Raw genomic sequence first — 13,470 nt, forward strand, 5'->3', positions numbered from 1 at the left:
GAAGTGACTTTGTCGACATGACAACTGCCGCCCGAGAGGCGGCAGTTGTCTTATGTCTGGGTTTTACATCACACTCACACGCTTCAACTCGCCGCATACGGCTCCCGAGTGGACATAGCGCCCGCAACGGCCTTGACGTTGCTTTGAAAAATCGGAAGGGTTAAGCGCGGCATGCGTAACTTCAGGGGCGCATGTGAACCGGGGGAATGAGTTGACGCGCTTCGTCACCGGCTGCCTCCCGTCGATCACGGCACGCCCCATGCGCCGCCTCATGGACGATCAGCTACTGGGGGTAGCAACCATATGACGAAGAAGACGCGGATCCGGGTCGCGCGGATAGCCGCCGGCGCCGTGATCGCGGCCGGTGCGTCACTGACCGCAGCCGGCGCGGCCTCCGCCCTGGACCTCGATGTCAAGGCCGGTCCGATCAGCCTCGGTGTCACCACGGACGGCAACGACACCGACGGCACGACGCAGGGGACGACCGAGGGTGACATCCAGGGCGCCACTCTGGGCGTGACCGAGGGGACGACCCAGGGCTCCACCCAGGGGTCGACCGAAGGCGACACCCAGGGCTCGACCCAGGGTGACACCCAGGGCACCACCGAGGGCGACACCCAGGGTGAGACCCAGGGCACGTCCCTCGGGGCCACCGAGGGCGCGATCCAGGGCTCCACCGAGGGCGCGATCCAGGGTTCGACCCAGGGCTCGACCGAGGGTTCCACCCAGGGCAGCACCCAGGGTTCGACCCAGGGCAGCACCGAGGGCTCGACCCAGGGTTCCACCCAGGGCAGCACCGAGGGCGGTTCCGGTGACGGCGGCAACGGCGGCCACACCGGCGGCAACGGCAACGGTGGCAACGGCAACGGCGGCAACACCGGCGGCAACGGCAACGGCAACGGCAACGGCGGCTCCGGCACCGGCGGTTCCAGCACCGGCGGCAACCACGACAACCCGCAGGGCGGCAGCGGCACGGCGCCCCAGGAGGAGGGCTCCTCGGCCCTCACCGACACCGGGTCCGACAGCAAGGCCCAGGGCGGGGACAAGCAGCTCGCCGAGACCGGTGCCGGGCAGACCGCGTTCCTGGTCATCGGCGCCGCGACGATGATCGCCGGCGGCATCGGCTTCCGCGTCCTGCCGCGACTGGCGGGCGGCCGGGGCGGCGCGGCCGCCTGAGCGTAGCCGTACGCTGACGCAGCGCGCACGACGTGCACGCGCAAGGGCCCGGAGCCTGACGCTCCGGGCCCTGACGGGTTTGTGTGACTTCTCTTACGCGGTCTGGTGCGCCAGCAGCGCCACCGCGGCGATCAGCACCGCCAGCAGCGCGATCAGCGCCATCGGGTTCACCCCGCCGAGGAAGCCCTCTTGCTGCAGTCGCTCGCGGTTGGCACGGCACACCGGGCACCGGCCCTCGCTCACGGGCGCCGCGCAGTTCGCGCACACCAACCGGTCGTACGTCATGCGCTCGCCCTCCTTGCACCGGCCATCACACGTACAACGCTCATGGGAACGAGAACGTTCCCCCTCCACTGTGCCAGGTTCGCGGAGCGCGTGCGCGGGCCCCCGGGGAGCCGAGGAAGAACAGCAGCCGGTACAAAAACGTACAAGCCTTACCCAACCTCGACCTGCGACTGCACTTGCACACCCGGTTCGCGTATGGTCACGCTCATCTACCCCCGGCGACCCGTGGTGCATCCGTGATCCGATTCGACAACGTCTCCAAGGTCTACCCCAAGCAGACCCGCCCCGCACTCAGGGATGTCTCCCTGGAAGTGGAGAAGGGCGAGTTCGTGTTCCTCGTGGGGTCCTCCGGCTCCGGAAAGTCCACCTTCCTGCGGCTCATCCTCCGCGAGGAGCGCTGCAGCCACGGCCAGGTGCACGTGCTCGGCAAGGACCTCGCACGCCTCTCCAACTGGAAGGTGCCGCAGATGCGCCGCCAGCTGGGGACCGTCTTCCAGGACTTCCGCCTGCTGCCGAACAAGACGGTCGCGGAGAACGTGGCCTTCGCGCAGGAGGTGATCGGCAAGTCCAAGGGCGAGATCCGCAAGTCCGTGCCGCAGGTGCTCGACCTCGTCGGCCTCGGCGGCAAGGAGGACCGCATGCCCGGCGAGCTGTCCGGTGGTGAGCAGCAGCGCGTCGCCATCGCGCGGGCGTTCGTCAACCGGCCGAAGCTGCTGATCGCCGACGAGCCCACCGGCAACCTCGACCCGCAGACCTCCGTCGGCATCATGAAGCTGCTCGACCGCATCAACCGGACGGGCACCACCGTCATCATGGCGACGCACGATCAGAACATCGTGGACCAGATGCGCAAGCGCGTCATCGAGCTGGAGAAGGGCCGCCTCGTCCGCGACCAGGCCCGCGGCGTCTACGGCTACCAGCACTAAGCAAGTTCACGACGGAAAGGCTCGACCAGACGCCATGCGCGCCCAGTTCGTCCTGTCGGAGATCGGTGTCGGTCTCCGCCGCAATCTGACGATGACCTTCGCCGTCATCGTCTCCGTCGCCCTGTCCCTGGCGCTGTTCGGCGGTTCGCTGCTGATGAGCGACCAGGTGAGCACCATGAAGGGCTACTGGTACGACAAGGTCAACGTCTCGATCTTCCTGTGCAACAAGCACGACGCCGACTCGGACGTCAACTGCGCCAAGGGCGCGGTCACCGAGGACCAGAAGAACCAGATCCTCTCGGACCTGCACAAGATGCAGATCGTCGAGAAGGTCATCTACGAGTCGCAGGACCAGGCGTACAAGCACTACAAGGAGCAGTTCGGCAACTCCCCGCTGGCCGGCTCGCTCACGCCGGACCAGATGCAGGAGTCGTACCGGATCAAGCTGAAGGACCCGCAGAAGTACCAGGTGATCGCGTCCGCGTTCAACGGACGGCCCGGTGTGCAGTCCGTGCAGGACCAGAAGGGCATCCTGGACAACCTCTTCCAGCTGCTGAACCTGATGAACCGGGGTGCGCTCGGCGTGATGGCGATGATGCTGGTCGTCGCGCTGCTGCTGATCGTCAACACCGTGCGCGTCTCGGCGTTCAGCCGCCGGCGCGAGACCGGGATCATGCGCCTGGTCGGCGCCTCGGGCTTCTACATCCAGGCGCCGTTCATCGCCGAGGCCGCGGTCGCCGGGCTCATCGGCGGCGGGCTCGCCTGTGTGGCGCTGGTGGTCGGCCGGTACTTCACCATCGACCACGGCATGGACCTGTCCCACAAGCTGACGCTCATCAACTTCGTCGGGTGGGACGCGGTGTTGACCAAGCTGCCGCTGATCCTCGCGACGAGCGTGGTGATGCCGTCCTTGGCGGCGTTCTTCGCTCTGCGCAAGTACCTGAAGGTGTGACGCACGCCAAGACGGGCCGTGCGGTCAACCGGCCGTACGGCCCTTCGCGTTGTCCTAGACTCACCGCCATGTCAGGTCGTGACCTGTTCTGCCCGCCCCGCCGCTTCCGCCGCGGGGCCGCCCTGACATTGGTCTTCGCCGGCGTCCTGGTCACCGGCGCCGCCACCGGCTCCTTCCCGGAACCCGACGCCGCCGCACCGGCGGCGTCCGCGCGCAGGGCCGCACCCGCCCCGAAGGGTGCGGCCACCGGGCACGAGGACGTGCAGCGGGCCGCCGCCCAGGCGATGGCCGACGGCACGTCCCCGATGGAGGCGGCCGAGCGGGCCGTCAGCCGCAGCGGGGACCGCTGGGGCGCCGTCTATTCGGAGGACGAGTACCAGGAGTTCCAGGACGCGCTCGACGGCCGCTACACCGGCGTCGGCCTGTGGGCGCGGCGCGAGCGGGACGGCCGGATCGAGGTGACCCGGGTGCAGCCCGGCTCGCCGGCCGCCGAGGCGGGGATCCGCGCCGGCGACCGGCTGCGCAGCGTCGACGGCCGCAAGGTCGACGGCCGGCCCGTCACCGAGGTGGTCTCGCTGCTGCGCGGCGACGCCGACGACGCGGCCGCCGGCACGACGGTCACCCTGGGCCTTGAGCGCGGCACGCGCGCGTGGACCGAGACGCTGCGCCGGGCCCGGCTGTCCACCGACTCGGTGACCGTGCGCCGGCTGCCGGACGGGGTCACCATCATCAGGATCGCCGCGTTCACCAAGGGCTCGGGGGACACCGTCCGCAGCGCCGTACGGCAGGCCCCGGCCGACGCCGGGATCGTGCTCGACCTGCGCGGAAACTCCGGCGGGCTGGTCACCGAGGCCGTCAAGACCGCCTCCGCGTTCCTCGACGGCGGCCTGGTCGCCACCTACGACGTCGACGGCGTCCAGCGCGCCCTGCACGCCGACTCCGGCGGCGACACCACCCGGCCCCTGGTCACCCTGGTGGACGGCGGCACGATGAGCGCGGCCGAGATGCTCACCGGGGCCCTGCAGGACCGGGGCCGCGCGGTGGTCGTCGGCTCCCGCACCTTCGGCAAGGGCTCCATCCAGATGCCGACCGGCCTGCCCGACGGCTCGGTGGCCGAGCTGACCGTGGGCCACTACCGCACCCCGCTGGGGCACGCGGTCGACGGCCGGGGCATCACCCCCGACCTCGAGGCGGCGCCGGACGAGGCCGAGCGGCGGGCCGAGACGGTCCTCGCCGGCCTGGGCGACCCCTCCTAGCCACGCGTAATCGGCTGTACGCACACCCCCGGTGTGGTGCGAAAATGGGCGGCACTATGGCTAAGGAAAAAGGGCGCAAGCTGATCGCGCAGAACAAGAAGGCGCGGCACGACTACCACATCCTCGACACCTACGAGGCCGGTCTGGTCCTCATGGGCACCGAGGTGAAGTCACTGCGCCAGGGGCGGGCCTCGCTGGTCGACGGCTTCGTGCAGCTGAGCGACCACGAAGCGTGGCTGCACAACGTGCACGTCCCCGAGTACAGCCAGGGCACCTGGACCAACCACAGCGCCCGCCGCAAGCGCAAGCTGCTGCTGCACCGCGCGGAGATCGACAAGCTGGAGTCCAAGTCCCAGGAGACGGGCCACACCATCGTGCCGCTCGCCCTGTACTTCAAGGACGGCCGGGCCAAGATCGAGATCGCGCTGGCGAAGGGCAAGAAGGAGTACGACAAGCGGCAGACCCTGCGGGAGAAGCAGGACCGGCGCGAGGCGGACCGGGCGATGGCGGCGGCCCGGCGCAGGCAGCGCGGCTGAGCCGGCGCCGGTTCGGCCCCGCTCCCGGGAATGTTCCGGAGCCGGGCCGCGTTGCACACTCCGAACGCCGTACGACGGCCGGGTGACCGGCGGGAATACGGTGGCATCGGCGGGCGTTGTTGCTCTACGATGGCACCGCACTCCACAGCGGGTGCATGCGACCCTCGTCGGAGGGTTTGAAAAATCAACATGGGGATGATCGGTTTCGACAGCGGCTGTCGAAGCAGGGGAAGCGTGTCGAGGAAGCGGCCATGATCTCGTAAACCACAGGCCGAAAAAAATAATCGCCAACACCAAGCGCGATTCCTTCGCCCTCGCTGCCTAAGTAGCGACTCGCGAAGTGTCAGCCCGGGGCTGTTCCCGACCCGGATCCTGGCATCAGCTAGGGAACTAAACCTTGATCCCGGTCACGGGGTGAAAAGGGAAATCAAACAGTGACTGAGCCCGTCGGAGACTTGTCCGCGTGATCTCCGGGGCCGAGAAAAGCGAAGCGGACTGCACACGGAGAAGCCCTGGTTCTGCACCGTTGGACGCGGGTTCGATTCCCGCCATCTCCACCAAGCCCCTTCGGGGGTTCGCCCCATGTTCACAACGCCCCGTCGCTTTCGAGCGGCGGGGCGTTCGTCATGCGGCAGCGTCGTCGGCCGCGACGTCCGGCGGCACCCCGCCGACACGGGTGAGCGCGGCCACCCCCAGCGCCAGCGCGGCGGCGCCGGCCGGGACCGCGTACGCGGCCGTCGGGGACAGGTGCTCCGCCGCCCAGCCCCCCGTCGCCGAGCCGCACGCCACCCCCGTGAGCAGTCCCGTCACCATCAGGCTCATGCCCTCGTTCAGACGGTCGGCCGGGGTGCGCCGCTGGACCAGGGTCATCGCGGTCACCATCGTCGGCGCCGTGGCCATCCCCGCCACCAGCAGCGCCCCCGCCAGCGCCCACAGCGAACCGGCGAGGCCGGCGGCGGCCCACGGCAGGGCCATCAGCGCCGCCATCCCCGTCAGGCAGTGCCCCAGCCGTATCCCCGCCGGCTTCAGCGCCCCGTACACCAGCCCCGCCGCGCACGACCCCGCCGCCTGCAACGCGAGGACCGCGCCTGCCGCCGTACGGTGACCCTGCGCATCGGCGTAGGCGATCGTGACGACCTCCATCGAGCCGAACACCGCACCGGTCGCGGTGAAACACGCCAGCAGCGGCGGGATCCCCGGCGTGCGCAGCGGCGGCCGCGCCTGTGAACGCCCCCGCGGCGGCGGCTCGGTGGCCCGCTGGGCGGTGAACAGCAGCATGCCGGTCAGCAGCAGGACCGCCCCGGTCAGGGTGCCCGCCTCCGGGAAGAACGTGCCGGTGAGGAAGGAGGCCAGCACCGGCCCGAGCATGAAGCACAGCTCGTCGGCGGCCTGTTCGAAGGAGTTCGCGGTGTGCAGCGCGCCGGGGTCGTCGTGCAGCAGATGGGCCCAGCGCGCCCGGGACAGGCCGCCGATGTTCGGGGTCGCCGCGGTGCCGGCGTAGGCGGCGAACAGGGTCCAGTCGGGGGCGCCGTAGCGGACGCACAGCAGCAGCGCGAGGCTGCCGAGCACCGAGGCGAGGGTGGCCGGGACCGCGACCCGGGCCTGCCCGTGCCGGTCGACGAGCCGCGCGACCCACGGCCCGGCCAGCGCGGTCGCCGCGAGCCCGGTCGCGGTGACCGCGCCGGCCAGGGCGTACGAGCCCCGCGAGCCGGCGATCATCACCACCGCGCTCACACTGAACATGCCCATGGGCAGCCGGGCGAGGAGGTTGCCGGCGGTGAAGGCACGGGCGCCGGGGAGAGCGAAGAGACGGCGATAGCCGCTGGTGGTGGATAGGACCGGGGTCATGGACATGGCCCCACCCTCGCCCGCGGTCGATCTCCCGGTCCAACACCTTCCCGGCGCCGATTCACGCACTCTCGTTGTAAGTTCACGGGCATGCCCGCGCCCACCGACATGGACCCCCGCCTGCTCCGTGCCTTCGTGGCCGTCGCCGAGGAGTTGCACTTCACCCGCGCCGCGGCCCGCCTGTACGTCGCCCAGCAGGCGCTCAGCCGCGATGTACGGCGGCTGGAGCGGGAGTTGGGGGCGGAGCTGTTCGTGCGAACGACCCGGCAGGTGACGCTGACCCCCGACGGTGTACGGCTGCTCCCGCTGGCCCGCCGGGTCCTGGCCGCCCAGGACGACCTGCTCGCCGCCTTCGTCCCCGGCCAGTCCCGCCCGCTGCTGGTGGACGTCAACTCGCCGGGCCTGGCCACCGGCCGCCGCGTGCTGCACCGGGCCCGGGAACTCGCCCCCGACTGCGAGCTGATGGCCCGCTACGAGAGCGGCCTGACCGGAGCCGCCGCCGAGCTGCTGGCCGGCCGGCTGGACGCCTCCTTCGGCCGTTTCGCCGGCCTGGACCCGGCGCTGCGGTCCGGCCTCGCCCAGCAGCCGGTGCGCTACGAGCCGATGGCCGTCGTCCTCCCGGACGACCACCCCCTGGCCGCCCTCGCCGAGGTGCCGCTGGCCGCGCTGGCCGGCGAGACGGTGTACGCCGGCGCCGGGAACCCGCGCACGCTGGAGTGGACCGACCTGGCGCGCCGGCTCTTCGAGGAGTACGGCGTCCGGCTCGCCCCGCCGCTGCCGCTGGCCGTCGGGGACGAGGAGTTCGAGCGGATCATGGCCAAGACCCGGCACCCGGTGCTGGCCGTGGTCGACTTCCCGGCCCTGCCCCGCACGGTCCGCCGCCCGCTCGTCGATCCCGTCCCGCTGTCTCCGGTCTCCCTGGTGTGGCGGAAGGGGCTGGTCCATCCCGCGCTGGACGCGCTGCGCCGGGCGGCGGCCGGGCTCGCGGCGGAGGAGGGGTGGCTGCGGCGGCCCGCCGGAGGATGGATTCCGGCCATGGACGAGACCGTGATGGGAGGGTGACCTGCGGCCGAAAGAGATGCCCGGACATCACGGGCGCACGGCGTGCGCTACATTCATGCCGCGAGCGCAGAGTTGGTAGGTGGGGGCGCTCGAACCAGGTGGGGGCGTGTTCCGGTCGACGGCGCTCGGGCCGTCAGCGCACCCGGAAAGTGTCCCGTGGGGGGAAGCGCGCGCATGAAAAACTGGCCAGAAGACGCCCAACCAGACGGTCCGAGAACCGCCCAGCCGGCAACGGACGCGATGGTCGCCCAGCCACCGGCCCCAGCCGCGCCGGAGCCCGCCCCCGCCGAACACGAGGCGACCACTCCGGCCACCGAGCCACTCCCGGCCGCCGAGCCGTCGGTTCCGGGGGCCGAGTCGATCCCGGCCGCGGAGCCGGTTCCGGGCGCCGAGTCGGTCCCGGGCGCCGAGCCGGTTCCGGACGCCGAGCCGTCGGTCCTGGCCGCCGAGCCGGTTCCGGACGCCGAGTCGTCGGTCCCGGCCGCCGAGTTGGTTCCGGGCGCCGGCCCCGTTCCGGCCGCCGAGCCGGTCCCCGGTGCCGGAGAGACTGTGCCCGCCGACGCCGCGCACGCCGCCGCACCGTCCGAGGGCACCACGGGCGCGCCGGCCTCCGGCGAGGGCGCGGGCAGGGATGACGCGTCGGGCGCGGGCATGGTCGCGGGCAGCGGTGACGCGGCGCATGCCGGCGTGGTCGCGGTGAACGAGGCTGAGATCGCCGACGCCGCCGTGGCCGGCGAGAGCCCCGAGATCGCTGCGGAGTCCCGGGACGTCGAGCCCGCCGAGGTCGCTGCGGGTTCCGGAGAGGTCGAGGCCTCCGAGGTCGCCGCGGGGTCCGGAGACGTCGAGGTCGCCGAAGTCGCTGCGGAGCCCGGAGACGCGGAGAATCCGGCCCTCTCCGCGGAGACCGCCGCACCCCGGCCCCGGCCCCAGCCCCCGACCGACGACCGCCCCGCCGCCCCGGCCCACGGTGCCGCCGCCCAATCCGCCGGTCCCGCGGATGCACCGGGCCACGCCCCGTCCGCCCCCGTCACCACCAGCGCCCACGAACTCCCCGACGTGACGGCACAGGCGGCTGCGATGCGGTCCGGGGACGCCCCGGATTCCGCTGGCGCCGGTGCCGACGGTCCCGTCTTCGTCGATGCCTCCGGTCGCCGTGGGCGGCGTTTCCGGCGGCTCGGGATGGCTGTCGCCGTTGCCTGTGCCGGGTACGCCGCCGTCATCGTCGCGACCCTGCTGTCCGGCAACTCCACCGCCCCATGGCTGCCGGTGCCCGGGCAGGGGGACGACAAGCCGGCCGGGCAGGTGCACGTCTCGCCGCGGCCCAGCGCCTCCTCCGCGCCGAGCCTGTCGGGGCCCGGTGCGGTGACCGGGACGGGGCTGCCCGCGCCGGCGAGTGGGACCGGCGTACCGGGGTCCGGTTCGCCCAGTCCGACGCCCGGTGGCTCCAAGGCCGCCGCGTCCACCGCCGGCGCCCCCAGCGCCCCCGCGTCGGGCGGCCCCGGGGACTCCCCGTCCGCGACGGCCCCTTCGCCGGGCGCGTCCCCGGCCCCGTCCGCCTCGGGCGGCGCCACCTCCCCGGCCCCCGCCTCGTCGCCGACGCGCGCCAGGCGCACACCCCCCGGCCGGGCCAGGCACTCGCACGTTCCGCTCCCGCTCTGAACCTCCCCCTCCGCCCCTCCCGCTCCTGAATCTCCCGCTCCTGAATCCCCCGCTCTGAATCCGACCAGGGAAACACCCTCTGATGGCTTCGCGTCTCCGCGGCCGCCGCCGTACCCCGTCACCGGCACGCCGCCCCCGGCTGCCCCTGCGCTATCTGCTCCCCGTGCTGGTGCTGTGCGCGACCCTGGCGATGCTCATGCTGCGCGGCTACGTGCACAGCGAGATCCTCGCGGACCACCGCATCCGCCCGGAGTCGGCGCACGACCAGGTGCCGGCGAAGATCCTCGACGGCGGCCCGGTCATCGACACCCGGGGCGGCGCCGTCACCAGCCTGCGGATCCCGGACCACCGGATCGTCCTCACCTTCGACGACGGCCCCGACCCCACCTGGACCCCGAAGGTCCTCGACGTCCTGAAGAGGCACCACGCGCACGCGGTCTTCTTCGTCACCGGCACCATGACCTCGCGCCATCCGGACCTGGTCCGGCGCATGGTGGCCGAGGGACACGAGGTCGGCGTGCACACCTTCGGCCACCCCGACCTGTCGTACCACTCCACGCGGCGCATCGACTGGGAGCTGTCGCAGAGCCAGCTGGCGCTCGCCGGCGCCGCCGGCATCCGCAGCTCCCTGTTCCGGCCGCCGTACTCCTCCTTCGCGGACGCCATGGACGACCGGTCCTGGCCGGTGACCGAGTACGTCGGCAGCCGCGGCTACCTCACCGTCGTGGACGACATCGACAGCGAGGACTGGCGCAGGCCCGGCGTGGCCCGGATCATCCGCAACGCCACGCCCCACGGCGGCAAGGGCGCGGTCGTCCTCATGCACGACTCCGGCGGCGACCGCCACCAGACGGTCCAGGCGCTCGACCGGTACCTGTCCCGGCTCCAGCAGCAGGGGTACGCGTTCCAGACCGTCACCGAGGCCCTGAAGGCGCCGAGCGCCGACACCCCGGTCTCCGGCCTCGACCGGTGGAAGGGCAAGGTCTGGATCTTCCTGGTGCGGGCGGCGGACGACGTCACCGGCGCCCTCGTCGCCGGTCTCGCGGTCACCGGCGTCCTCGTCCTCGCCCGCTTCGCCCTGATGCTGCTGCTGGCCGGCGTCCACGCGCGCCGCACCCGGCGCCCGGACTTCCGCTGGGGCGAGGAGTCGGTCACCGAGCCGGTGTCCGTGCTGGTCCCGGCGTACAACGAGGCCAAGTGCATCGAGAACACGGTCCGTTCGCTGATGCGCAGCGAGCATCCGATCGAGGTGCTCGTCGTCGACGACGGCTCCACGGACGGCACCGCCGGCATCGTGGCGGCCCTGGACCTGCCGAACGTCCGGGTGATCCGGCAGGCCAACGCGGGCAAGCCGGCCGCTCTCAACCGCGGTGTCGCCGAAGCCCGGTACGACCTGATCGTGATGATGGACGGCGACACGGTCTTCGAGCCCTCCACCGTCCGCGAACTCGTGCAGCCCTTCGCCGACCCGCGCGTCGGCGCGGTCGCCGGCAACGCCAAGGTCGGCAACAAGCACCGGCTCATCGGCGCCTGGCAGCACATCGAGTACGTGATGGGCTTCAACCTCGACCGCCGGATGTACGACATCCTGCGCTGCATGCCGACGATCCCGGGCGCGGTCGGCGCGTTCCGCCGCGCGGCCCTGCACCGCGTCGGCGGGATGAGCGACGACACGCTCGCCGAGGACACCGACATCACGATGGCGCTGCACCGCGACGGCTGGCGGGTCGTCTACGCCGAGCGCGCCCGCGCCTGGACCGAGGCGCCCGAGTCGGTCCAGCAGCTGTGGTCCCAGCGCTACCGCTGGTCGTACGGCACCATGCAGGCGATCTGGAAGCACCGCCGTGCCCTGTTCGAGCGGGGACCCTCCGGCCGCTTCGGCCGCGTGGGCCTGCCGCTGGTGTCGCTGTTCATGGTGCTGGCCCCGCTGCTGGCCCCGCTGATCGACCTCTTCCTCGTCTACGGCCTGGTCTTCGGGCCGACCGTGAAGACGATCGGCGCCTGGTGCGGCGTCCTCGCGGTGCAGGCGGTTTGCGCGGCGTACGCCTTCGCCCTGGACCGCGAGCGGCTCACCCCGCTGCTGTCGCTGCCCCTGCAGCAGATCCTGTACCGGCAGCTGATGTACGTCGTGCTGCTGCAGTCCTGGATCACCGCGCTCACCGGCGGCCGGCTGCGCTGGCAGAAGCTGCGCCGCATGGGCGGCGTGGCCGCGCCCCCGGCGGAGCGGAACCTCTCATCCCCCCTGCGGACGGGGTGAGAGCAACGTTCCCTTCCGGTCACCCACAGCCACAGGCCGGAAACGCGCCCTCCCTACCTTCGGGCTCAGTCACTGGTGTGGCAGACCGAGCAGCCGGAGCCCCGTGGAGGCGTGATGACAGCCCCAGCCCCAACCCGTCGCAGTGGCCGCTGGATCGAGCGCTGGGACCCGGAGGACGAGGGGTTCTGGAAGGCGACCGGGGAGCGGATCGCCAACCGGAACCTGTGGTTCTCCGTCCTGTCCGAGCACATCGGCTTCTCGGTGTGGACCCTGTGGTCGGTCCTCGTCCTGTTCATGGGCCCGGAGTACGGCCTCACCCCCGCCGACAAGTTCCTGCTGACCTCGATGGTCACCCTCGTCGGCGCGGTCGTACGGGTCCCGTACACCTTCGCCGTGGCCGTCTTCGGCGGCCGTAACTGGACGATCATCTCGGCGAGCCTGCTGCTGATCCCGACGATCGCGGCCTTCGCGGTCATGGAGCCCGGCACGTCCTTCACCACGTTCCTCCTCGTGGGCCTGCTGGCGGGCATCGGCGGCGGCAACTTCGCCTCCTCCATGACCAACATCAACGCCTTCTTCCCGCTGAGGAAGAAGGGCTGGGCGCTCGGCCTGAACGCGGGCGGCGGCAACATCGGCGTGGCGGCCATCCAGCTGGTGGCCCTCGCGGTCATCGGCGCGAACGCCGGACCGCGGGTCCTGCTGGGCATCTACATCCCGCTGATCGTCGTGGCCGCCCTGCTCGCCGCCGTCTTCATGGACAACCTGGCGACGGTGAAGAACGACACCGGCGCGGCCAGGGACGCCGCCAGGGACGCCCACACCTGGATCATGTCGTTCCTGTACATCGGCACCTTCGGCTCCTTCATCGGCTACAGCTTCGCCTTCGGCCAGGTGCTGACGAACCAGTTCGGCCGGACCCCGCTGCAGGCGACCTACCTCACCTTCATGGGACCGCTGCTCGGCTCGCTGGTCCGGCCCATCGGCGGCCGGCTCGCGGACCGCTTCGGCGGCGCCCGCATCACCCTGTGGAACTACGTCGCGATGGGCGCCGCCACCGCCGTCCTGGTCGCGGCCAGCCTGCAGAAGTCGCTGCCGCTGTTCGTCGTCGCCTTCGTCGTGCTGTTCGCGCTCACCGGCATCGGCAACGGCTCCACGTTCAAGATGATCCCGGGCATCTTCCACACGAAGGCCCTGGCCAAGGGCCTGCGGGGGGAGGCCGCGGTGCTCCACGGCCGCCGGCTGTCCGGCGCCTCGATGGGCCTGATCGGCGCGGTCGGCGCGCTCGGCGGCGTCGCCATCAACCTCGCCTTCCGCCAGTCCTTCCTGTCCTACGGCACCGGCACCGGCGCGTTCGTCGCCTTCCTCGCCTACTACGCCCTCTGCTTCACGGTGACGTGGTCCGTATACCTTCGCCGGCCCGTCGGCCAGGCGGAGCCCGTGGCGGCTTCGGAGACGAAGTCGCAGCTCAGCTACGCCGAAGTGTGACGTAACACCGGTGCAATGAAGCCGAACC

At 71.7% G+C, this 13,470-nt stretch carries 11 protein-coding genes and 1 other RNA gene; 10 read left to right on the forward strand and 2 right to left on the reverse strand.

Annotated elements, in window-relative coordinates; all coding sequences use genetic code 11:
* The first annotated feature begins 303 nt into the window (after window positions 1-303).
* Window positions 304-1,176: a hypothetical protein gene (locus OG956_RS21730; protein ID WP_330339655.1), complete on the forward strand. Its 873-nt coding sequence runs from the start codon at window positions 304-306 to the stop codon at window positions 1,174-1,176.
* 93 nt (window positions 1,177-1,269) lie between these two features.
* Here OG956_RS21730 and OG956_RS21735 read toward each other — a convergent pair whose 3' ends face one another.
* Window positions 1,270-1,461: a hypothetical protein gene (locus OG956_RS21735; protein ID WP_023550109.1), complete on the reverse strand. Its 192-nt coding sequence runs from the start codon at window positions 1,459-1,461 to the stop codon at window positions 1,270-1,272.
* Between the two features lie 236 nt (window positions 1,462-1,697).
* Here OG956_RS21735 and ftsE point away from each other — a divergent pair, with 236 nt between their 5' ends.
* From ftsE to ssrA, 5 genes are all read left to right on the forward strand, one after another.
* Entirely contained in the window at window positions 1,698-2,387 is a 690-nt protein-coding gene (ftsE, locus tag OG956_RS21740; protein ID WP_330339656.1) for a cell division ATP-binding protein FtsE, read from the forward strand.
* A gap of 34 nt (window positions 2,388-2,421) precedes the next feature.
* On the forward strand, window positions 2,422-3,339 hold the full coding sequence (gene ftsX / locus OG956_RS21745; RefSeq protein ID WP_330339657.1) for a permease-like cell division protein FtsX: 918 nt from the start codon (window positions 2,422-2,424) through the stop codon (window positions 3,337-3,339).
* 68 nt (window positions 3,340-3,407) lie between these two features.
* Window positions 3,408-4,595, forward strand: a complete 1,188-nt coding sequence (locus tag OG956_RS21750; protein ID WP_330339658.1) for a S41 family peptidase — start codon at window positions 3,408-3,410, stop codon at window positions 4,593-4,595.
* A gap of 56 nt (window positions 4,596-4,651) precedes the next feature.
* Window positions 4,652-5,131: an SsrA-binding protein SmpB gene (gene smpB / locus OG956_RS21755; RefSeq protein ID WP_330339659.1), complete on the forward strand. Its 480-nt coding sequence runs from the start codon at window positions 4,652-4,654 to the stop codon at window positions 5,129-5,131.
* Between the two features lie 191 nt (window positions 5,132-5,322).
* Window positions 5,323-5,691, forward strand: a transfer-messenger RNA (tmRNA) gene (ssrA, locus tag OG956_RS21760).
* Window positions 5,692-5,755: 64 nt separating this feature from the next.
* Here the strand turns inward: ssrA and OG956_RS21765 are convergent.
* The gene (locus tag OG956_RS21765; RefSeq protein ID WP_443065687.1) at window positions 5,756-6,979 is read right to left on the reverse strand and encodes an MFS transporter; all 1,224 of its coding nucleotides are present in this window, start codon (window positions 6,977-6,979) and stop codon (window positions 5,756-5,758) included.
* A 90-nt stretch (window positions 6,980-7,069) separates the two neighbouring features.
* Between OG956_RS21765 and OG956_RS21770 the strand changes: the two genes are divergently transcribed.
* From OG956_RS21770 to OG956_RS21785, 4 genes are all read left to right on the forward strand, one after another.
* A complete protein-coding gene (locus tag OG956_RS21770) occupies window positions 7,070-8,041 on the forward strand; it encodes a LysR family transcriptional regulator (RefSeq protein WP_330339661.1) in 972 nt (323 codons plus the stop codon).
* A 240-nt stretch (window positions 8,042-8,281) separates the two neighbouring features.
* On the forward strand, window positions 8,282-9,700 hold the full coding sequence (locus tag OG956_RS21775; RefSeq protein ID WP_330339662.1) for a hypothetical protein: 1,419 nt from the start codon (window positions 8,282-8,284) through the stop codon (window positions 9,698-9,700).
* Between the two features lie 82 nt (window positions 9,701-9,782).
* Window positions 9,783-11,957, forward strand: a complete 2,175-nt coding sequence (locus tag OG956_RS21780) for a bifunctional polysaccharide deacetylase/glycosyltransferase family 2 protein (RefSeq protein ID WP_330339663.1) — start codon at window positions 9,783-9,785, stop codon at window positions 11,955-11,957.
* A gap of 114 nt (window positions 11,958-12,071) precedes the next feature.
* On the forward strand, window positions 12,072-13,442 hold the full coding sequence (locus tag OG956_RS21785) for a nitrate/nitrite transporter (protein ID WP_330339664.1): 1,371 nt from the start codon (window positions 12,072-12,074) through the stop codon (window positions 13,440-13,442).
* Window positions 13,443-13,470 lie beyond the last annotated feature (28 nt).

The organism is Streptomyces sp. NBC_00557, assembly GCF_036345995.1.
GTDB lineage: Bacteria > Actinomycetota > Actinomycetes > Streptomycetales > Streptomycetaceae > Streptomyces.

Coding starts and splice junctions, on each gene's coding strand:
- OG956_RS21730 (WP_330339655.1), top strand. CDS start 304: ATGACGAAGAAGACGCGGATCCGGGTCGCGCGGATAGCCGCCGGCGCC.
- OG956_RS21735 (WP_023550109.1), bottom strand. CDS start 1,461: ATGACGTACGACCGGTTGGTGTGCGCGAACTGCGCGGCGCCCGTGAGC.
- ftsX (WP_330339657.1), top strand. CDS start 2,422: ATGCGCGCCCAGTTCGTCCTGTCGGAGATCGGTGTCGGTCTCCGCCGC.
- OG956_RS21750 (WP_330339658.1), top strand. CDS start 3,408: ATGTCAGGTCGTGACCTGTTCTGCCCGCCCCGCCGCTTCCGCCGCGGG.
- smpB (WP_330339659.1), top strand. CDS start 4,652: ATGGCTAAGGAAAAAGGGCGCAAGCTGATCGCGCAGAACAAGAAGGCG.
- OG956_RS21765 (WP_443065687.1), bottom strand. CDS start 6,979: ATGACCCCGGTCCTATCCACCACCAGCGGCTATCGCCGTCTCTTCGCT.
- OG956_RS21770 (WP_330339661.1), top strand. CDS start 7,070: ATGCCCGCGCCCACCGACATGGACCCCCGCCTGCTCCGTGCCTTCGTG.
- OG956_RS21775 (WP_330339662.1), top strand. CDS start 8,282: ATGGTCGCCCAGCCACCGGCCCCAGCCGCGCCGGAGCCCGCCCCCGCC.
- OG956_RS21780 (WP_330339663.1), top strand. CDS start 9,783: ATGGCTTCGCGTCTCCGCGGCCGCCGCCGTACCCCGTCACCGGCACGC.
- OG956_RS21785 (WP_330339664.1), top strand. CDS start 12,072: ATGACAGCCCCAGCCCCAACCCGTCGCAGTGGCCGCTGGATCGAGCGC.